This window comes from Rathayibacter sp. AY1C2 (assembly GCF_002931195.1).
Lineage (GTDB): Bacteria > Actinomycetota > Actinomycetes > Actinomycetales > Microbacteriaceae > Rathayibacter.
On the sequence record NZ_PSWG01000004.1, the window covers coordinates 113522 to 132117 of the forward strand.

An 18596-nucleotide genomic window follows, 5' to 3' on the forward strand; every position below is an offset into this window, starting at 1 on the left:
CTCGGATTCCGATCCAGGAGGGAGGGCTCAGCGCCGCCGGTCGACGAGGGCGAGGACGACGGACGCCACCGCTGCCGCGACGGCGGCGGTGACCACGACGTCCCACGGATCCTCGGCGCCCACCGCGGTCGCGACGAGGTGCCCGGCCAGGACGCCGACGAACAGTGCCGGCAGCATCAGCCAGATGCGCCGTCTCCGTCGTGCCGCCGTACCGGCCTGTTCCCTGTCGCTCACGCTCGCCCTCCTGGATTCACCATACAGGTATGGAGTACCAGGCGGTCGCGACGCGCGTCGAGGAGGTGGCGCGATCCGTCAGGCCTCGCTGCGCTGGATGAGGCGGGAGAGGACGATCGCGGAGCGCGTGTGGTCGACGTTGGGCGCGATGCGGACCTTCTCGAGGGCGAGCTCGAGGCTGGGGATGTCGCGCGAGCGGATGTGGACGATCGCGTCGGCGGAGCCGGTGACCGTGCCCGCGTCGACGACCTCGGGGACCGCGGAGAGGATGCGGCGGAGCTCGTCCGGAGCGACGGTGCCGCGGCAGAAGAGCTCGACGTAGGCCTCGGTGGCCATGCCGTCGACCGCGGGGTCGACCTTGATCGTGAAGCCGCGGATCACGCCGTCGGCCACGAGGCGGTCGACGCGGCGCTTCACCGCGGAGGCGGAGAGCCCGACCACGCCGCCGATGTCGCCGTAGCCCGCGCGGGAGTTCTGGCGCAGCAGATCGAGGATCTTCCGATCGATGTTGTCCATGCTCCGAGGATAGGCGCGGCCGGAGCGGCGCCTGGGCGACAGCAGAGTGCCACTGGAGATTCGTGACGCCCGGCTATATAGTTGCTCTTGGTCAATAGTTGATCGCGGTCAACTAGAACCGCCGCCGTGCTGAAGAGGAGCCCATGTCACACCCCGAACACCGCGCCGCATCGCGCGGAACCACCGAGCCGCACGCCCCCGCCGGACCGGACGGCGCCATGTCGCACCGCCAGGTGCTCGAATCGCTCAGCGGCCTGCTGCTGGGCATGTTCGTCTCGATCCTCGCGGGCACGGTCGTGTCGACCTCGCTGCCCCGGATCATCTCCGACCTCAAGGGCGACCAGAACGCCTACACCTGGGTCGTCACCGCGACCCTGCTCGCGACCACGGTCTCCACCCCGCTCTGGGGCAAGTTCGCCGACCTGTTCAACCGCAAGCTGCTGATCCAGCTCGCCCTCGGGCTGTTCGTCATCGGCTCCGCCCTGGCCGGCTTCTCGCAGGACACGAACATGCTGATCGTCTTCCGCGTGTTCCAGGGCCTGGGCGCCGGCGGACTCGCCGCGCTGAGCCAGATCATCATGGCCGACATCATCAGCCCCCGTGAGCGCGGCAAGTACGCCGGCCTCTTCGGCGGCGTGATGGCGATCGGCACCGTCGGCGGCCCGCTCCTGGGCGGCGTCGTGACCGACGCGTTCGGCTGGCGCTGGAACTTCTTCATCGCGATGCCCGTCGCGATCGTCGCGATCGTCCTCCTCCAGATGACCCTCCGCCTCCCCGTGCACCCGAAGCGCAAGGTGCGGATCGACTACCTCGGCGCCGTGCTCATCGCGGGCGGAGTCTCGCTCCTGCTGATCTGGGTCTCCCTCGCCGGCAAGAACTTCGACTGGGCCTCGTGGGAGACCGCGGTCATGGTCGGCGGTGCCGTCGTGCTGCTGATCGCCGCCGTGATCACCGAGCTCACCGTGGCCGAGCCGATCATCCCGATGGGGATGTTCAAGAACCGCACCTTCAGCCTCGCCGTCGTGGCGAGCATCTCGGTCGGCGTCTCGATGTTCGGCGTCGCCGTCTTCCTCGCGCAGTACATGCAGCTGGCCCGCGGAGCCACGCCGACCCAGTCGGGTCTGCTCACCATCCCGATGATGGCCGGCCTGCTGATCGCGTCGACGATCTTCGGCGGGATCATCTCCCGCACCGGCAAGTGGAAGGCGATCATGATCAGCGGCGGCGTGCTCGCCGTGATCGGAACCTCCCTCCTCAGCACCCTCCGCTACGACACGGACCTGGTCCTCGTCGGGATCTACATGGCCGTCCTCGGCGCCGGCCTGGGCATGCTGATGCAGAACCTCGTCCTGGTGGTGCAGAACTCGATCGAGGTGAAGAACCTCGGCGTCGCGACCAGCGCGGTCACGTTCTTCCGCAGCCTCGGCGGCACCGTCGGAGTCTCGGTCCTGGGCTCGATGCTCGGCACCGTGATCGCCGACCGCATCAAGACCGGCATCGCGGGGCTCGCTCCCGCCGACCAGGCTCTCGCCGCGCAGGCGCTGGGCAGCGGCACGATCCCGCAGCCGGCCACCCTGCCCGACGCCGTGCGCGTCGTGGTCGAGAGCGCTTACGGGATCGGCGTCGGCGACGTGTTCCTCTACAGCATCCCGCTCGCCGTGGTCACGCTGATCGCCGTCGTCCTCCTGCCCAACGTGAGCCTCGGCTCGAAGAACGCGGTGCAGCTCAAGGCGGAGCCGACCACTCCGCTGCAGGCCGCGGAGGACGCCCTCATCGCCGCCTCGGACGGCCAGGCGGCGCTCCGCCCCGTCGGCCAGGCCCGGCGGACGGACGACGCGACGCACGCCCGGGAGGGTCGCGAGGCCACTCCCGTCGGACACGGCCGCCACGCCGACGAGGAGCGGCAGGAGGAGCCGGTCGGGCACGCCCGGCACGCCGCTCCCACCGGCTCCGTCGACGTGATCGAGCGCTCCTGATGCCCGCCGCCGCGCCCTCGGCCGAGGCGCTGCACGAGGTCGAGGAGCAGATCACCGTGCTCGCCGTCCAGGTGCGCCTCGCCGTCCGGGACGCGGCGGCGTCGATCGACCCGGCGCTGCCGCCCTTCGGACTGCGGCTGCTGCGGATCCTCGAGCGCTGCGGTCCGGTCCACTCCGGCGCCGCGGCGGAGCGGCTCGGGGTCGACCGCAGCGCGATCAGCCGCCAGGCCCGCCAGCTCGCCGAGCTGGGCCTGGTCGAGATGACCTCCGATCCCGCCGACGGCCGAGCGCGGTTCCTCTCGCTCAGCGCGGCCGGATGCGAGCGGATGCGCGACCTCGGCGGCCGTCAGCGGCAGCGGATGCAGGAGGCGCTGAGCGCCTGGCCCGAGGAGGACCTGCGTGCGTTCGCGGGATACCTGGAGCGGCTGACCGCGGCGGAGTGACCCGCATGATCTGGACGAGTGGCGCGGACCGACGGGGTCCGCGCCACTTCTGCGTGCGGGCCGCCGGACGCGGCGCGGGCGCGCTGACCGCGTGCCGTCTCGCGCCACCCGGTGCCGACGGTGTCGTGGCCGTTCTACATTTCCTGAGATGTTCTCACTCAGGAGGCGATGACCCTGTTCTCTTTCGACCACGCAGCAGCGGCGGAGCTGGTCCGCGCCTCGGACGAGGCGGCGGAGGCGCTCGCCTCCCAGGGGCTGCTGAGGTCCGTCGCTGCCGAGTACGCGCTGGGCGAGTTCCGCGGCGCGTACGCCGAGCTGTTCCGCCGGGTCTGCGTCTGCGACAGGGAGAATCGCGGTCGGCTGAGCGCCGAGCTGCACGAGCTCGCCGACACGGTTCGGCTCGTGGCACGGAAGGCCGAGGAGGAGCGTCGGCGCCGGGAGGAGTACGCGGCCTGGGAGCGGCGGGCGGACGAGCGCGAGCAGCAGCGCCGCCTCGATCCGGTCGCGGCCCTCGCGGCGGGAGTCGAGGAGGTCGTCGACCGGCCGCCGTCCGATCGGCCGGTCGTGCCTCCGCCGATCCGTGCGCTGTTCTCCCCCCGGTCGGTGCCCCGCACGTCCCCGGGCGGCCCCGCCTCGGGAGGCACGACCTCCGCCGACCCCGAGCGTCTCGACGTGTTCGTCTCGCAGACCCGGCAGGCGGACGAGGCGATGCGCTCCCGGCTCCAGGATCTGATGGCCGCCTGGGGAGCCTTCGGCAACCGCTGCTCGTGGGCGCCGGTCGAGTCCTTCTCGGTGCTCCAGGGCTTCCGCGAGCTGCTGTCGATCGGTGCGGCCGACGCGACCTGGGTCGAGCAGATCTCCCTGGCCTTCACCGCCGCCGGGGGAGCGGCGCTCTCCGTTCCCGTCCTCGACGCCGTCGGCACCCTGGCGCGGCCCCGGGGCGGCCGGAGCCTGCTCGACTCCCTCGCGGCGCTCTCGTCCGACGATCTCGCGACACTCCTCGCCGCGTCGCCCGATCTCGCGGCCCGCCTCGGGCGACTGGCTCCGACCCTCGTGAACGACTGGTGGCGGAGCCTCGACTCCACGGACGGCGCGCGCTTCTCGCCGCAGCAGGAGGCGCTGGTCGCCGGTCTGCCCGGGGTGATCGGGAATCTGGAGGGTGTTCCCTACCGCGCCCGGGTGAGGGCGAACGAGAGGGCGCTGAGGGCGCGGATCGTGGCGCTGAGGAGCGAGGCGGCGGGCCTGCGCGGGAAGGCGGACGACGGGGAGCGACTCGCGGCGGTGGAGTCGCAGCTGGTGGCGCTGAGGGACGTGCGGGCATCGCTCCGGCGCGGTCTCGGTCAGGACCCGCGCTTCCTCATCTCCCTGACCGCCGACGAGCCTCCGCTCGCCGCCGTCTCGATCGGCGATCCCGACACCGCCACGAACGTCACCTACGCCGTCCCCGGGATGGGACAGACGACGGAGAGCATGACCCGATGGACGAAGGCGTCGCAGAATCTGCAGTCGCTCCTCCCGCCCGGCAGCGCCGTCGTCTCCTGGATCGGCTACGAGACCCCGCCGATGGCGCGGCTCGGCGGGAACGGCATGGACGTCCTCACCTCGAACCAGGCGGTCGCCGGCGGCGCCGCACTCGCCTCGGCTGTCCAGGGGCTCTCCGCGGTCCGGGGCGACGACCTGCCGAAGCCGAACGTCGTCGCCCACTCCTACGGCAGCACCGTCATGGCCGTCGCCGCCTCGCGCTCGGACGTCGAGCTCGGGGTCGTCGTGACGCTGGGCTCGGCCGGCCTCCCGGACAGCGTCGACGAGGCGAGCGACCTGCACGCGGAATCCGTCTTCGCGGGGCAGGCGCGGGACAAGTACCTCGGCGAGACCGAGAGCGGCGACGAGGCCGCGTGGATGGGCCGCGCCTTCAGCTGGAACCACCACACGGATCCCGCTGACGAGGACTTCGGCGCGCGCGTCTTCGGTGTGGAGACCGGAGGCGACGCCGGGAGGATCGTGACGGATCACGCTGCGCTGAAGAGCGACGACGGCGATCTCGCGGGGTATCTCGACACGAACACCGAGTCCCTGCAGAACGCGGCGTGGGCCGTCTCCCGGCGACTCGACCTGCTGACCGAGAACCGGCCGCTCGGACCGACCGCCTTCCAGAAGGCGGTCGTGGGAGCCTCCCATGGCGGGTAGAGGCTCTCCTCAGCGGACGGGCGTCGCGCTGACCGTCGCCGCTCTGCTCGTGATGTCGATGACCGCTTGTGCAACGGAGAAGGAGGCGAGACCGGTGAGCACGATGAGTCCTCGGGAGGGTCGGGATCGGGTGGTGGAGTTCGTGCGGGACTCCGCGGGGCGGCTCGATGTGGAGGGGTGGTGGCCGCGGAGCGGCGCGGCCAGGCCCGATGTGTGCGGCCCCGGCGACCGGGTGAGCGGTGCGAGCTACAGCTACGCCTGGTGGGCCCCGGCGGGCACCGATGTCGAGGGGGATGCGCGGAAGGTCGCGGACTACTGGGAGTCGCTGGGGATGACGGTGAGAGTGACCGATTCGACTCCGCGCCCGACGGTCTACGGGCAGGGCGGACCGGTGCTGCGGGCGAGCTTCGTCACCGGCGCTGTCGAGGAGATGTACATGATCGGGGCGGAGATGCCGTGCGCGCCCGGCGATTTCGAATCACTCCTCCTCGAGGACGAGGCTCAGCGCGCGGCGGGCGCGGTCCTTCCGGGTGATGAAGGGGTCGTCCCGAAGCCGGATCCGCGGGACCTCCCAGTCTCCTCCGATCCGTCGGGTTCCGGCTCGGAGGGATGAGCCGCCCCGTCCACCGCGTCCGGATCGGAGATGCCGACGTCGCTTCCGTTGCCGGGGGAGGGGTCGGCCTCAGCGCGGTGCGCCCACCAGCTGCGCGACGTGCACGACGAAGGCGCGGCGGCGGTCGCGCGTCTTCTCCCCGCCCCGGGAGGCGAAGGGGGTGAGGTGCCAGATCTCGCAGAGGCCGAGGAGGGCGATGAAGAGGTCGTCGGCGGACCAGCTCGCGTCGACGACGCCGGTGCGCTGCCACTCGAGGACCCGGGCCTCGGGGGCGGGGACCCCGCCGAGCTGCTCGCCGGCCTCCTCCCAGACGCCGGCTCCCTCCAGGCGCGCCCACGTGAGCAGGCGCAGGAACTCCGGGTGCTCCCACACGTGGTCGAACATGCGGCCCGCGAGGTCGGGGAGGTCCGCCGCCTCGGCGAGGAGCGTCTCGTCGAGAGCGCCGAGCGCCTCGACGACGGTCGCGACGAACAGGCCGCGCTTGCCGCCGTAGTAGGCGTAGAGCCGCTCCTTGTTCAGACCCGCGGCCGCGGCCACACGGTCGACCCGGGCGCCCGCGAAGCCGTGGGCGGCGAACTCGACGGAGGCCGCGCGGAGGATCCGCTCGCGTGCGGGCAGCGCCGCATCGGATGTCGGCTCCATGGTTCACCTCCGGGCGCTCGAACGATACACTCTTCTTCGCCCAACCAACTGGTTGGGGTGGTTCGGCCCCGATGACGCGGCTCGGATCCGGACCCGCCGGTCCCGCTCCGCTCCGTGTGAAAGGCCGCCATGCCCTCCCCGTCCGCTCCCTCCTCCGCCCGCCGCTGGTGGGTGCTCGTGATCCTCGCGCTCACGCAGCTCGTCGTCGTGCTCGACGGCACCATCGTCACGATCGCCCTCCCCGCCGCGCAGGCCGACCTCGGCCTCACCGACGTCGAGCGCCAGTGGGTCGTCACCGCCTACGCCCTCGCGTTCGGCGCGCTCCTGCTCCTGGGCGGCCGCATCGCCGACTACACCGGCCGCAAGCGCACCTACCTGATCGGGATGATCGGCTTCGGCGCCGCCTCCGCCTGGGGCGGCCTCGCCACCTCCGGCACCGAGCTGATCGCCGCCCGCGGGCTGCAGGGCGCCTTCGCCGCGCTGCTCGCTCCGGCCGCTTTGGCCCTCCTCACCGTCTCCTTCCCCTCCGGCCGCGAGCGGGGCACGGCCTTCGCCGTCTTCGGAGCGGTCGCCGGAGCGGGCGCCGCCGTCGGCCTCGTGCTGGGCGGGCTGCTCACCGAGTTCGCCGACTGGCGCTGGTGCCTCCTCGTCAACGTCCCCGTCGTCGTAGTCGGCGCGATCGCCGGCCAGCTGCTCGTCACCGAGAGCCGCGCGGAGGGGCGCAACCGCTTCGACGTCGCCGGGACGATCACCGTCGCGCTCGGGCTCGCGAGCGTCGTCTACGGCTTCACCCTCGCCGAGCAGGGCTGGCTCCGCGTCGACACCCTCGGCTTCCTCCTCGTCGGCGTGCTGCTGCTGGCCCTCTTCGTGCGGATCCAGGCCCGCTCCGACCACCCGTCGCTGCCGCTGCGCATCGTCGCCGACCGCGTCCGCGGCGGAGCCTTCCTGGTCCAGGCGATCGTCGGCAGCGTGATGATCGGCTCCACCCTCTACCTGACCCTGCACCTGCAGCTGGTCCTGGGCCTGCCGCCGCTCGAGGCGGGCCTGGCCAATCTGCCGATGACGGTGACGATCATGATCGTCGCCGGAGTCGCCGCCAAGCTGCTGCCGCGCATCGGCCCGCGCGTGCTGATGATCGTCGGCCCGCTGATCGCGGCGGCCGGGCTCCTCTACCTGAGCCGCATCACCCCCGACGGCGGCTACCTCTTAGAGGTGCTGCCCGCGCTGATCCTCCTGGGCGTCGGCATGGCGATGGTCTTCGTGCCGCTGCAGAACCTCGCGCTCACCGGAGTCGCGGCCCACGACGCCGGTGCCGCCGGAGCGACCGCGAACGCCGCCATGCAGATCGGCGGCTCGATCGGGCTGTCGATCTTCACGACCCTCTACGCGGGAGTCGCGGGTGAGCAGCAGTCGCCGGTCGCCTTCGTCGACGGCTACTCCGCGGTCTTCGTCGCGGCCGCGATCGGGCTGGTCGTCGCCTCCGTCGTCGCCGTCGCGATGATCCGGGTGAAGAAGGAGGAGTTCCTCGCTCAGGCTCCGAAGGAGGCCGTCGCCCACCTGGGCTGATCCCGGCCTAGGCTCGGAAGCGCTATGCAGCCACTGACCGAGACCGAGATCCGCGAGTCCTTCGTCAACGCCTCCCGCAAGGAGGTCGCCGATCTCGCGCTGCCGAAGGACTTCGACGCGCTCGACTGGTCGGTCATCGACCATCTCGGGTGGCGCGACCGGAGGATGGGCCGCCGCGCCTACGTCGTCGTGCCGCTGGAGGAGCGCCTCGTCGGGGTCCTGCTCACCCAGGCCGACGCCCTACCGCGCTCGCGGGCGCAGTGCTCGTGGTGCCGCGACGTGCAGCTCCCGAACGACGTCGTCTTCTTCGGGGCGCGGAAGGCCGGAGCGGCCGGGCGGGCGGGGGACTCGCTCGGCACGCTCGTCTGCTCCCGCTTCGAGTGCTCGGAGAATGTGCGGCGGCGCCCGTCGGTGGCCTACATCGGGTTCGACCTCGAGGCGGCGCGGGCGCAGCGGATCGCGACTCTGCGGGCGCGCACCGAGGGCTTCGCGCGCGAGGTGCTCGGCGAGGCGTGACCGCGCTCAGCGGCGCGTGGACGCGCGCACGTGCATCCGCTCGCCCTGGCGGCCGAAGAGGCTGAGGAACTCGACCTGCTGCTCGTCGGCGCGGCCGAACCAGTGCGGCACCCGGGTGTCGAACTCGGCGGCCTCGCCGGCCGGCAGCACCAGATCGTGCTCGCCGAGCCGCAGGCGGAGCCGCCCGCTCAGCACGTAGAGCCACTCGAAGCCCTCGTGCGCGCGCTGCTCCGCCGGCTCCGTCACCGGCCCGGCCGGGAGCGTGTGCTTGAACGCCTGGAGCGCACCCGCGTCGCGGCTGAGCGGCTGGATGAGCATGCCGTTCCGGCGCACCGGCCGGCCGTGCACGCGGGGATCCTCCGGTGCGGCGCCGACGAGCTCGTCGAGCGGCGCCCCGAGGGCGCGGGCGATCGGGAGGAGCAGCTCCAGCGTCGCGCGACGGCCTCCGCTCTCGAGGCGCGAGAGGGTGCTCGCCGAGATGCCGGTCTCGGCCGCGAGGGACGCGAGCGTGCGGTCGCGGCGGGTGCGCAGGCGCCGGAGCCGTGGCCCGACGGCGGCGACGATCTCGTCGTCGGACGGGGCGGGCGGGGTCTCGGGCACGACGCCATCCTGGCACGTGCGGTCGCGCCGCATGCCGGAACGGCACGGATCCTCGCGGCCCGCCCCGGGGCGGCGGACCATCGACCCATGACCTCCACCGACGCCCCCACCGGCCCGTCCGTCCCCGCCCCCGCCGACGTCCTGATCCTCGGCGCCTCCTTCGCCGGCCTCGCCGCTGCCACCGCCCTCGGCCGCAGCCTCCGCGACGTCCTCGTCGTCGACGGCGGACCTCCACGCAACGCACCCTCGCCCGGTGCCCACAACGTGCTGACCCGCGACGGCGTCCCGCCCACGGAGCTGGTGCGCCTGGCGCGCGCCGAGGCCGAGGGCTACGGTGCCCGGGTGGTCGAGGGCGAGGCGGTCCGCGCCTCCGCGGGTGCCGAGGGCGTGACCGCGACCCTCGCCGACGGCACGGTCCTCCGCGCGCGCCGCCTCCTGCTCGCGACCGGCGTCCGCGACCTGCTGCCGGAGATCCCCGGGCTCGGCGCCCGCTGGGGACGGGACGTCCTGCACTGCCCCTACTGCCACGGCTTCGAGGTGCGCGGCCGGCGGATCGGCGTGCTCGGCAGCTCGTTCGCCGGGCACCAGGCGCAGATGTTCCGACAGCTCAGCGACCGGACGTCGATCCTGCTCCACGGCGCACCCGCGCCCGTCGGCGACGAGGCGGCGGGGCTGGCCGCCCGCGGGATCGCTCTCGTGCCGGGTCGCGTCGAGAAGGTCCTCGTCGAGGACGACCGCCTGGTCGGCGTGGTGATCGACGGTCGGCGGCACGAGCTCGACGCGCTCGTCGTCGGCCCGCGGGTCGAGGGGCGGCTCCCCGAGGGGCTCGGCCTCGAGCTCGCCGACCACCCGTCGGGAGTCGCGCGGCACCTCGCCGTCGATCCGATGGGCCGGACCGGCGTCGCCGGGGTCTTCGCCGCGGGCTCGCTGGTCGAGCCGATGGCTCAGGTCGTCGCCTCGTCCGCCGACGGGCTGCGCGTGGGCGCGGCGATCAACCACGACCTGATCGAGGAGGAGATCGCCGACGCGCTGCAGGCCGCCTGACGCGCGCTCAGCGGCGGCGGTACTCCAGCTCCGGGCGGCCGGGGGAGCCGTAGCGGGGCGCGCGGTCCGCCACTCCGGAGTCGGCGAGGTGCTCGAGGTAGCGGCGAGCGGTCACCCGCGAGATGTCGAGGCGGGTGGCGAGCTCGGCCGCCGAGAGGCCGACGGGGCCCAGCAGTGCGGTGACGGCCTCGAGGGTCTGGGCCGAGAGCCCCTTCGCCAGACCCGGGGCGTTGGAGGTGCGGAGCGCCGCGAAGGCCCCGTCCACCTCGTGCTGGCTGGCGACGTCGGCGCCGTGCATCCGCTCGCGGTACGACCGGTAGCTGGCGAGCTTGGCGGCGAACGCGCTGAAGACGAACGGCTTGATCAGGTACTGCACGATGCCGGCGGCGACGGAGGCGCGCACGTTCGCGGCGTCGCGGACAGCGGTGATCGCGATGACGTCGACGTCCAGGCCCGCCGCCCGGACGGCCCGGCAGAGGTCGAGGCCGCCCATGTCAGGCAGGTTCATGTCGAGCAGGATCAGCGCGATGCCCGGGTCCGCGCGCAGCGCCCGGATCGCCTCCGCGCCGCTGCCGGCGACCGCGGCCACCTCGAAGCCGTCGACCCGCCGGACGTAGTCGGCGTGGGCGCTCGCGGTCAGCGGCTCGTCCTCGACGACGAGCACTCGGATCACGACGCCACCCGCGCGGGCAGCGGCAGCTGCACCGTGAACACCGCGCCGACGTGGCGCGAGACCTCGATCGAGCCGCCGAGCCGCTCCACCACCTGCTGCACCAGCGCCAGGCCGATGCCGCGGCCGAAGCCGTCCGACTCCTTCGTCGAGTAGCCGCGCGCGAAGACGTCGGCGGTGCCGGCGACTCCGGGGCCGCTGTCCGACACCTGCACCACCAGCTCGCCCTCCGCGAGGCCGAGGTAGACCTCCACCCACGGCTCGCGGTCCGGAGCGGAGGAGGCGGCCGCGTCGAGGGCGTTGTCGATCAGATTGCCCAGCACCGTCACGAGGTCCCCGGGCTCCAGCCCCTGCGTGCCGGGCTCGAGGTGCGTCTCGAAGTGCAGCTCGACGCCGCGCTCGCGGGCCTGCGCGGCCTTGCCCAGCAGCAGGGCGGCGATCACCGGCTCCTGCACGGAGCCGAGGACCCGGTCGGCCAGGCGCTGGCTGAGGTTCAGCTCGCCGGCGGCGAACGCGAGCGCCTCGTCGGGCCGGCCGAGCTCGATCAGCGACGCGATGGTGTGCAGGCGGTTCGAGAACTCGTGGGTCTGTGAGCGCAGCGCGTCCGAGAGGGTGCGCAGCGACTCCAGCTCGCCGCTCACCCGCTGCAGCTCGGTGCGGTCACGGAGCGTGACGACCGTGCCCAAGGGGCGGGCGCCGGGGGAGGCGGCGGGCCGCTCGTTCACCACGAGGATCCGCTCGCGGGCCACGACCAGGCGGTCCGAGACGGGCTCGTCGTCCTGCAGCAGCTCGCGCAGGGCGACGGGGAGGTCGAGCTCGGCGACCGGCACCGGCGTCCGCACGCCCTCGAGCCCGAGCAGCTCCAGCGCGTGGTCGTTGGCGAGCACCAGTCGGCCGCGGTCGTCGACCAGCAGCAGCCCCTCCCGCACCGAGTGCAGGACGGACTCGTAGTAGGCGAAGACCTGGCTCATCTGCTCCGGGCCCCGCCCGCCCGTGACCCGCCGCAGGTAGCGGGCGAGGAGCCACGAGCCGAGTGCGCCGAGCGCGACCGCGCCGAGCGCGCCCCACGCGACGACCTGCACGCGGGCGGCGAAGGAGGCGTCCACGGCCGAGAGCGTGACGCCCGCCGACACGAGCGCGACGACCGCGCCGTCGGCGTCCTCGATCGGTGCGACGGCGCGGACGGAGGGCCCGAGCGTGCCGGTGTACGTCTCGGTGAAGGTCCGCCCCTCCAGCGCGGGCTCGATCGTGCCCTGGAACGGCAGGCCGATCCGGTCGCGGTCGCGGTGGGTGTACCGGGTGCGGTCGGGGGCCATGATCGTGAGGAAGTCGACGCCGGTGTCCCGCATGACCTCCTCGGCGTACGGCTGCAGGCTCGCGGAGGGATCCGCACCGGCCGTCGACTCGAGGACGAACGGATTGTCGGCCACCGTCCGCGCCACGACGAGGCTCCGCTGGGCGGCCTCGTCGCCCGCCCGGCTCCGCGCGTCGAGGGCCAGCACCGCGACGGCCGCTGCGGCGATCAGCAGGATGCTCAGCAGCTGCACGGCGAACAGGCGCGCGGCGATGCTGCCGCGCGGTCCGCGTGCGCTCGGCGTCCTGACCATGCCACTCCCTCGTGAGCGAGCGCTCGGGGCGCCCCGCCGTGAACAGTATGAACGCAACCGTGCCGGGCTCCGGAGCCGGGGCCACCATCGTCCTACCCCCTCACCTCGACGAAGAGAAGGACACCCCCATGGCGAAGACGCCTCAGACGCCGTCCGACCGGCTGATCCCCGCGGTCACCCCTCCGAAGACCCGGCGGCGCATCGATCGGAACCACTGGCTCTACATCGCCGTCATCATCGCCGTGGTCGCCGGCGTCGTGGTCGGACTCGTCGCTCCCGCCTTCGCGGCGACGCTCGAGCCCGTCGGCAAGGCCTTCGTCGGACTGATCAAGATGATGATCGCGCCGATCATCTTCTGCACCATCGTCATCGGCATCGGCTCCATCGCGAAGGCCGCCACGGTCGGCAAGGTCGGCGGACTCGCGCTGGGCTACTTCATCGTGATGTCGACCTTCGCCCTGGCGATCGGCCTCGTCGTCGGCAACATCCTGCACCCGGGCGAGGGCCTCGACATCTCGAGCGCCACCTACGACACCAGCGACCTCAAGGCCGAGAGCACCAGCGACTTCGTCCTCGGGATCATCCCCGTCTCGCTGTTCTCCTCGCTCGTGGACGGCAGCATCCTGCAGACCCTCTTCGTCGCGCTGCTCGTCGGCTTCGCGCTGCAGAAGATGGGCGCCAAGGGCCAGCCGATCCTCGGAGCGATCAAGCAGCTCCAGGTCCTGGTCTTCCGCATCCTCTCGATGGTGCTCTGGGTCGCCCCGATCGGCGCGTTCGGCGCCATCGCCGCGGTCGTCGGCAAGACCGGCTGGGGAGCGGTCGTCGCTCTCGCCACCCTGATGATCGGCTTCTACATCACCTGCGCGATCTTCGTGGTCGTCGTCCTCGGCCTGCTGCTGCGCCTGGTGACCGGCGTCAGCATCTTCTCGCTGATGAAGTACCTGGCCCGCGAGTACCTGCTGATCGTCGGCACCTCCTCCTCGGAGGCGGCGCTGCCCCGCCTGATCGCGAAGATGGAGCACCTCGGCGTCTCCAAGCCCGTCGTCGGCATCACCGTGCCCACCGGCTACTCCTTCAACCTCGACGGCACGGCGATCTACCTCACGATGGCGTCGCTGTTCATCGCCTCGGCCACCGGAGCGCCGATGTCGATCCCGGAGCAGATCGGCCTCCTCCTCTTCATGATGATCGCCTCGAAGGGCGCCGCGGGCGTCACCGGAGCGGGCCTGGCCACGCTGGCCGGCGGCCTCCAGTCCTTCCGCCCCGACCTGGTCAACGGCGTCGGCGTGATCGTCGGCATCGACCGCTTCATGTCCGAGGCCCGCGCGGTCACCAACTTCACCGGCAACGCGGTCGCCACCCTTCTCGTGGGCACCTGGACCAAGCAGATCGACATGGTGCAGGTCCGCGAGGTCCTCGGCGGGCGCTCGCCCTTCGACGAGACCACGCTCGGAGCGGACGAGCACGAGGCCCCCGCGTCGGGCACCTCGATCACCGAGGGGATCGCCTCGATCCAGGACTCCGATGAGGCGTCGCGGATGCGTGCGGAGATCGCGGCCAAGCGCTAGCCGATCCGATCGCGACGGCCCCGCCTCCCGGAACCGGTCCGGGAGGCGGGGCCTCCGTCGTCCGCGGGTCAGTGCCTCCGCACCCCGAGGAGAGGCAGGGTCACCGAGCAGAGCGGCCCGATCAGCACCGCGAAGAGGAGGGTGCCGAGGCCGGCGTCGCCGCCGAGGGCCCAGCCGATGAGCAGCACCGTGAGCTCGACGCCCGAGCGCGCCACCCAGATCGGCAGGCCCGTGCGGGTGTGCAGGCCCAGCATCAGTCCGTCGCGGGGCCCCGGACCGAGGTGGGCGCCGATGTAGATCCCGCTCGCGACCGCCAGAAGCACGAGGCCTCCGGCGAAGAGCAGGCCGCGGGCCCACCACTCGTCCGGCGTCGCCAGCACGCGCAGCCCGACATCGATCATCGTGCCGACCACGAGCACGTTCAGCACGGTGCCGAGACCGGGCCGCTGTCGGAGGGGGATCCACAGCAGCAGGACGAGCAGGCCGATCACGTTCGTGAGCAGTCCGATCCCGAGCCCGGTCTGGTGCGCGACCCCCTGGGCGAAGACGGTCCACGGGTCCACGCCGATCGCCGCGCGGATCATCATCGCGTCGGCGAATCCGTAGAGGATCAGGCCCACCAGCAGGCGCGGCACGGGTCGGAGGCGCCACTGGCCAGCCGGGGGAGCGGCGGCGGCGACGGGAGCGGTGAGCGTCATGGACTCATCACAGCGCGACATTGGCCTTCTTCGCGCGGTCCAATCCGGCTACCTTGGACGCATGGCTGATGTCCACTTCGGCGCGCGCGCCCTGCAGACCCTCCTCGGCGACTGGCGCGAGCAGCGCGGCACCCGGCCCGCCTACCTCGCTCTGGCCGACCGGATCCGCCTCCTCGGGATCGACGGCCGCATCCCCGCGGGCAGCCGCCTGCCCGCCGAGCGCGAGCTCTCGGCCCGCCTCGGCGTCAGCCGCACGACCGTGGCCGCCGCGTACCGCGAGCTGCGCGACAGCGGCTACCTCGTCAGCGTGCGCGGCTCCGGCAGCGTCACCCGCCTGCCGGGAGCGGCCGTGCACGCGGTGCCCTCGCTCGCGCCGGACTTCCTCGACTTCACCAGGGCGGCCCTGCCCGCCGTCCCCGAGCTGGCCGAGGCGTACACCCGCGCGGCGCAGGCGGCCCCCGAGCACTTCGACTCCGGCTCCTACGACACGGTCGGCCTGCCGGTGCTGCGCCGCGCGATCGCCGAGCGCTACACCGCGCGGGGTCTGCGCACCGAGCCCGGCCAGATCATGGTGACCATCGGCGCGCAGCACGCGATCGCGCTCGTCGCCCGCACCCTGCTCGCGCGGGGCGACCGGGCGCTGATCGAGGCACCGACCTACCCGCACGCCTACGAGGCCCTCCGGCTGGCCGGCGCGCGGCTCGTGCCGGTGAACGTCGACGGGGCGGACGGCTGGGACGGAGAGGGCCTGATCGCCGCGCTGCGCGGCACGAGCCCGAGCCTGGCCTACCTGATGCCCGACTTCCACAACCCGACGGGCCGCTCCATGGCCCCCGAGCTGCGGGAGCGGGCGATCGCCGCCGCGGCCCGGCAGGGCACGCTGATCATCGCCGACGAGACGACGGCCGAGCTCGACATCGACCGGCGGATGACGCCGCTGCCGTTCGCCGCCTACGGGCCCGAGGGGACGGTGCTCTCGATCGGCTCCGTCGGCAAGACACTGTGGGGCGGCATCCGGATCGGCTGGATCCGCGCCGAGCGGGCGGTGATCCGCAAGCTGGCGCTGGCGCGCTCGGCGAGCGACCTCGGCACGCCGATCCTGGAGCAGCTCCTGGTCGCGGACATGCTCGGCCGGATGGACGGCGTGCTGGAGCTGCGGCGCTCGCAGCTGCGCGCGGGCCGCGACCACCTCGAGGCGGCCCTGGCGCGCGCGATCCCGGAGTGGAGCGTGCCGCGGGTCTCGGGCGGTCTCTCCACCTGGGTGGGCCTGGGCCGGCCGGCGAGCTCGCAGCTGGCGCTCGCCGCCCGGACGGCGGGACTGCTGATCACCGCGGGCCCGCGCTTCGGGATCGACGGCGCCTTCGAGCGCTTCCTCCGCATCCCGATCGGCTACTCGCCCGAGGCGACCGACCGGGCCGTGGAGGCGCTCGCGACGGCGTGGGCGCAGGTCGCCCGGCACCCGGCGGCCGACCCGGGGTACCTCGCCGACGTGGTCTGAGGTGGAGTGCCCGCCGGGCGTGTGAGATCGTTCTCTCATGAGCGACGGGTACGGCTACCTGCTGGTCCACTTCGTGGAGGACCGGACCGGCCACAGCGAGAAGATCTTCCTCTCACTCAGCCGGGGCGACGATCCGCTGCGCTGGCGCGCGCTCGGGCCGGTGCTGGAGTGGACCGGCGGCACGGGCGGCGTCCGCGACCCCCACATCGTCCGCGGGCCGCGGGGCTTCCACCTCGTCGCCACCGATCTCCGCGTCTGGCGGCCCGAGGGCCCGGACTGGGACCTCTACCGGCACCGGGGGAGCCGCGACCTCGTGGTCTGGGACTCCCCGGACCTCCTCGAGTGGTCCGAGCCGCGCGCGGTCGCCGTCGCTCCCGAGGGCGCGGGCATGGCCTGGGCGCCGGAGTCGGTCTACGACCCGGTCTCGGGCGACTTCCTCGTGCACTGGTCCTCCGGCCTGGCCGAGGACGGCGACCCCGCCACCGGCGAGACGGGCGACAGCCGCGTCCTGCTCTCCCGCACGCGCGACTTCCGCACGTTCACCGAGCCCGAGACCTACCTGCGGCTGCCCGGCGGAGTGATCGACATGACGCTGCTGATCGAGGGCACGGCCGTCCACCGCTTCGCCAAGCAGCACGACGAGGCCCCCGACACGATGCAGGTGTTCCAGCAGGTCGGCTCCTCCCTCCTCGCGGACGACTTCGCCACCGTCGCCCGGGGGATCGGGCAGGAGCTCGGCCCGAGCATCGAGGGGCCGCTGGTCTTCCGGCACCACCGCGAGGAGCGCTGGTCGCTCTGGGTCGACCAGTACGCCCTCCGCCCCTACGGCTACCGCGCCTACACGAGCACCGACCCGGCCTCGGGCCGCTGGGAGCTCGTGGAGGAGTTCGACCTGCCCGAGGACACCAAGCACGGAGCGGTCCTCCCGCTCACCCGATCCGAGTACACGGCGCTCGACGAGCGCCACCCCGCCTGAGAGGCCCCGCATGACCGACTTCAGCCCCCGTCTCGCCGACGCCCTCGTCACCGTCCTCGGTGCCGACGGCGCTCCGCTCGCCCACGCCGACGTGACGGTCGAGCAGCGCCGCCACGCCTTCGCCTTCGGCTGCACCCCTCCGAGCACCGACCCCGCGCGCGCCGAGGAGCGCCGGCTCTGGCTCGACCTGTTCGACACGGCGACGCTCCCCGTCTACTGGGGCCGCTTCGAGCCGGAGCGCGGCCGCACCGCGACGGAGGAGGTGCTCGCCGAGGCGCGCGCGCTCGCCGCGGACGGCGTCCGGCTGAAGGGGCACCCGCTGGTCTGGCACTACGTGAAGCCGGAGTGGCTCGACGCGCTGCCGCTGGACGAGGCCGAGCAGCTCCTCCGCGCGCGCATCCGCCGGGAGGTGGGCGCCTTCGCCGGGCTGATCGACACCTGGGACGCGATCAACGAGGTCGTCATCATGCCGCGCTTCGCGAACGAGCCGGACGGCGTGACGAACGCCGTCACCCGCCTCGCCCGCGAGAAGGGACGCGTCGGCATGGTCGAGCTGGCCTTCTCGGAGGCGCGCAGCCTCGGCACCGGACCGGTGCTCGTGCTGAACGACTTCGACCTCGGGCCCGAGTACGAGCGGCTGATCGAGGACGTGCTCGAGGCCGGGATCCGGCCCGATGCGATCGGCCTGCAGTCGCACATGCACCAGGGGTTCCGCGGGGAGGAGCAGATCACGGCGATCTGCGACAGGTTCGCGCGCTTCGGCCTGCCGCTGCACTGGACCGAGACCACCCTCGTCTCGGGCGAGCTGATGCCCGCCGAGATCGAGGACCTCAACGACCACGTGGTCGAGGACTGGCCGACCACTCCGGAGGGGGAGGCGCGGCAGGCGGACGAGATGGTGCGGCACTACGAGACGCTGGTCGCGCATCCGGCGGTCGAGGCGATCACCTACTGGGGCTTCGACGACGCCGGAGCCTGGCTCGGAGCGCCGGGCGGGTTCCTCCGCCGCGACGGGAGCCCGAAGCCGGCCTTTGAGGCGCTGCGCTCGCGGATCCGCGGGGACTGGTGGCTCGAGCCGACGGTGCTCCGGACGGACGCCGAGGGGCGCGTCGGAGTCCGGGCCTTCGCCGGGGACTTCGCGCTCTCGAGCGCGGGGGCGGGCGCTGCAGTGAGCCTCACTGTCGGGTCGTCGACGGCGGAGGTCCGCCTGGGCTGAGGGCGTCCGGGCCGGCCGGTGGCGCG

Annotated in this window: 18 protein-coding genes; 11 read left to right on the forward strand and 7 right to left on the reverse strand. The window is 73.1% G+C overall.

Going from position 1 to position 18596, the window contains the following annotated elements:
• Positions 1 to 27 precede the first annotated feature (27 nt).
• Positions 28 to 234 carry a hypothetical protein gene (locus tag C5C55_RS16285; RefSeq protein WP_146076614.1) on the reverse strand — a complete coding sequence of 69 codons (207 nt, stop codon included), beginning with the start codon at positions 232 to 234 and terminating at the stop codon, positions 28 to 30.
• A 78-nt stretch (positions 235 to 312) separates the two neighbouring features.
• The gene (locus tag C5C55_RS04925; protein ID WP_104222855.1) at positions 313 to 750 is read right to left on the reverse strand and encodes an Lrp/AsnC family transcriptional regulator; all 438 of its coding nucleotides are present in this window, start codon (positions 748 to 750) and stop codon (positions 313 to 315) included.
• A 218-nt stretch (positions 751 to 968) separates the two neighbouring features.
• On the opposite strand from C5C55_RS04925, the gene C5C55_RS04930 reads away from it, so the two are divergent.
• The 4 genes from C5C55_RS04930 to C5C55_RS04945 all read left to right on the forward strand — a co-directional run bounded on the left by C5C55_RS04930 (position 969) and on the right by C5C55_RS04945 (position 5969).
• Positions 969 to 2726: an MDR family MFS transporter gene (locus C5C55_RS04930; protein ID WP_104233107.1), complete on the forward strand. Its 1758-nt coding sequence runs from the start codon at positions 969 to 971 to the stop codon at positions 2724 to 2726.
• Positions 2726 to 3169 carry a MarR family winged helix-turn-helix transcriptional regulator gene (locus C5C55_RS04935; RefSeq protein ID WP_104222853.1) on the forward strand — a complete coding sequence of 148 codons (444 nt, stop codon included), beginning with the start codon at positions 2726 to 2728 and terminating at the stop codon, positions 3167 to 3169. Before C5C55_RS04930 ends, C5C55_RS04935 begins: the two co-directional genes overlap by 1 nt.
• Before the next feature lie 168 nt (positions 3170 to 3337).
• Entirely contained in the window at positions 3338 to 5356 is a 2019-nt protein-coding gene (locus tag C5C55_RS04940) for an alpha/beta hydrolase (RefSeq protein ID WP_104233108.1), read from the forward strand.
• Positions 5346 to 5969: a hypothetical protein gene (locus tag C5C55_RS04945; RefSeq protein ID WP_104233109.1), complete on the forward strand. Its 624-nt coding sequence runs from the start codon at positions 5346 to 5348 to the stop codon at positions 5967 to 5969. The genes C5C55_RS04940 and C5C55_RS04945 overlap by 11 nt, the downstream gene beginning before the upstream one ends.
• Before the next feature lie 69 nt (positions 5970 to 6038).
• Here C5C55_RS04945 and C5C55_RS04950 read toward each other — a convergent pair whose 3' ends face one another.
• Positions 6039 to 6611, reverse strand: a complete 573-nt coding sequence (locus C5C55_RS04950; RefSeq protein WP_104233110.1) for a TetR family transcriptional regulator — start codon at positions 6609 to 6611, stop codon at positions 6039 to 6041.
• A gap of 129 nt (positions 6612 to 6740) precedes the next feature.
• On the opposite strand from C5C55_RS04950, the gene C5C55_RS04955 reads away from it, so the two are divergent.
• Both C5C55_RS04955 and C5C55_RS04960 read left to right on the forward strand, forming a co-directional pair.
• On the forward strand, positions 6741 to 8177 hold the full coding sequence (locus tag C5C55_RS04955; RefSeq protein ID WP_104222849.1) for an MFS transporter: 1437 nt from the start codon (positions 6741 to 6743) through the stop codon (positions 8175 to 8177).
• 24 nt (positions 8178 to 8201) lie between these two features.
• Positions 8202 to 8693 carry an FBP domain-containing protein gene (locus tag C5C55_RS04960; RefSeq protein ID WP_104233111.1) on the forward strand — a complete coding sequence of 164 codons (492 nt, stop codon included), beginning with the start codon at positions 8202 to 8204 and terminating at the stop codon, positions 8691 to 8693.
• A 6-nt stretch (positions 8694 to 8699) separates the two neighbouring features.
• On the opposite strand, the gene C5C55_RS04965 is transcribed toward C5C55_RS04960, so the two are convergent.
• Positions 8700 to 9293, reverse strand: coding sequence for a helix-turn-helix domain-containing protein (locus tag C5C55_RS04965; protein ID WP_104283164.1), 594 nt, complete (start codon positions 9291 to 9293; stop codon positions 8700 to 8702).
• 87 nt (positions 9294 to 9380) lie between these two features.
• On the opposite strand from C5C55_RS04965, the gene C5C55_RS04970 reads away from it, so the two are divergent.
• Positions 9381 to 10337, forward strand: coding sequence for an NAD(P)/FAD-dependent oxidoreductase (locus C5C55_RS04970; protein WP_104233113.1), 957 nt, complete (start codon positions 9381 to 9383; stop codon positions 10335 to 10337).
• A 7-nt stretch (positions 10338 to 10344) separates the two neighbouring features.
• Here C5C55_RS04970 and C5C55_RS04975 read toward each other — a convergent pair whose 3' ends face one another.
• On the reverse strand, positions 10345 to 11010 hold the full coding sequence (locus C5C55_RS04975; protein ID WP_104223809.1) for a response regulator: 666 nt from the start codon (positions 11008 to 11010) through the stop codon (positions 10345 to 10347).
• Complete coding sequence (locus C5C55_RS04980) at positions 11007 to 12614, reverse strand: sensor histidine kinase (protein WP_104233114.1); 1608 nt, start codon at positions 12612 to 12614, stop codon at positions 11007 to 11009. The genes C5C55_RS04975 and C5C55_RS04980 overlap by 4 nt, the downstream gene beginning before the upstream one ends.
• A 128-nt stretch (positions 12615 to 12742) precedes the next feature.
• On the opposite strand from C5C55_RS04980, the gene C5C55_RS04985 reads away from it, so the two are divergent.
• Positions 12743 to 14182 carry a cation:dicarboxylate symporter family transporter gene (locus C5C55_RS04985; protein WP_104223811.1) on the forward strand — a complete coding sequence of 480 codons (1440 nt, stop codon included), beginning with the start codon at positions 12743 to 12745 and terminating at the stop codon, positions 14180 to 14182.
• A 68-nt stretch (positions 14183 to 14250) separates the two neighbouring features.
• Here the strand turns inward: C5C55_RS04985 and C5C55_RS04990 are convergent, their stop codons facing one another.
• Complete coding sequence (locus C5C55_RS04990; RefSeq protein WP_374952930.1) at positions 14251 to 14880, reverse strand: YitT family protein; 630 nt, start codon at positions 14878 to 14880, stop codon at positions 14251 to 14253.
• Between the two features lie 61 nt (positions 14881 to 14941).
• Between C5C55_RS04990 and C5C55_RS04995 the strand changes: the two genes are divergently transcribed.
• From C5C55_RS04995 to C5C55_RS05005, 3 genes are read left to right on the forward strand one after another with little or no spacing between them, the layout of a single operon-like run.
• Positions 14942 to 16378 carry a PLP-dependent aminotransferase family protein gene (locus tag C5C55_RS04995; protein WP_104233115.1) on the forward strand — a complete coding sequence of 479 codons (1437 nt, stop codon included), beginning with the start codon at positions 14942 to 14944 and terminating at the stop codon, positions 16376 to 16378.
• Positions 16379 to 16415: 37 nt separating this feature from the next.
• On the forward strand, positions 16416 to 17354 hold the full coding sequence (locus tag C5C55_RS05000; RefSeq protein WP_104233116.1) for a glycoside hydrolase family 43 protein: 939 nt from the start codon (positions 16416 to 16418) through the stop codon (positions 17352 to 17354).
• 10 nt (positions 17355 to 17364) lie between these two features.
• On the forward strand, positions 17365 to 18570 hold the full coding sequence (locus tag C5C55_RS05005; protein WP_104233117.1) for an endo-1,4-beta-xylanase: 1206 nt from the start codon (positions 17365 to 17367) through the stop codon (positions 18568 to 18570).
• Positions 18571 to 18596: the final 26 nt, after the last annotated feature.

Excerpts from the sequence above, each read along its gene's own strand:
- C5C55_RS04925 (WP_104222855.1), bottom strand. The coding sequence starts at position 750 with ATGGACAACATCGATCGGAAGATCCTCGATCTGCTGCGCCAGAACTCC.
- C5C55_RS04930 (WP_104233107.1), top strand. The coding sequence starts at position 969 with ATGTCGCACCGCCAGGTGCTCGAATCGCTCAGCGGCCTGCTGCTGGGC.
- C5C55_RS04935 (WP_104222853.1), top strand. The coding sequence starts at position 2,726 with ATGCCCGCCGCCGCGCCCTCGGCCGAGGCGCTGCACGAGGTCGAGGAG.
- C5C55_RS04940 (WP_104233108.1), top strand. The coding sequence starts at position 3,338 with ATGACCCTGTTCTCTTTCGACCACGCAGCAGCGGCGGAGCTGGTCCGC.
- C5C55_RS04945 (WP_104233109.1), top strand. The coding sequence starts at position 5,346 with ATGGCGGGTAGAGGCTCTCCTCAGCGGACGGGCGTCGCGCTGACCGTC.
- C5C55_RS04950 (WP_104233110.1), bottom strand. The coding sequence starts at position 6,611 with ATGGAGCCGACATCCGATGCGGCGCTGCCCGCACGCGAGCGGATCCTC.
- C5C55_RS04955 (WP_104222849.1), top strand. The coding sequence starts at position 6,741 with ATGCCCTCCCCGTCCGCTCCCTCCTCCGCCCGCCGCTGGTGGGTGCTC.
- C5C55_RS04960 (WP_104233111.1), top strand. The coding sequence starts at position 8,202 with ATGCAGCCACTGACCGAGACCGAGATCCGCGAGTCCTTCGTCAACGCC.
- C5C55_RS04970 (WP_104233113.1), top strand. The coding sequence starts at position 9,381 with ATGACCTCCACCGACGCCCCCACCGGCCCGTCCGTCCCCGCCCCCGCC.
- C5C55_RS04980 (WP_104233114.1), bottom strand. The coding sequence starts at position 12,614 with ATGGTCAGGACGCCGAGCGCACGCGGACCGCGCGGCAGCATCGCCGCG.
- C5C55_RS04985 (WP_104223811.1), top strand. The coding sequence starts at position 12,743 with ATGGCGAAGACGCCTCAGACGCCGTCCGACCGGCTGATCCCCGCGGTC.
- C5C55_RS04990 (WP_374952930.1), bottom strand. The coding sequence starts at position 14,880 with ATGACGCTCACCGCTCCCGTCGCCGCCGCCGCTCCCCCGGCTGGCCAG.
- C5C55_RS04995 (WP_104233115.1), top strand. The coding sequence starts at position 14,942 with ATGGCTGATGTCCACTTCGGCGCGCGCGCCCTGCAGACCCTCCTCGGC.
- C5C55_RS05000 (WP_104233116.1), top strand. The coding sequence starts at position 16,416 with ATGAGCGACGGGTACGGCTACCTGCTGGTCCACTTCGTGGAGGACCGG.
- C5C55_RS05005 (WP_104233117.1), top strand. The coding sequence starts at position 17,365 with ATGACCGACTTCAGCCCCCGTCTCGCCGACGCCCTCGTCACCGTCCTC.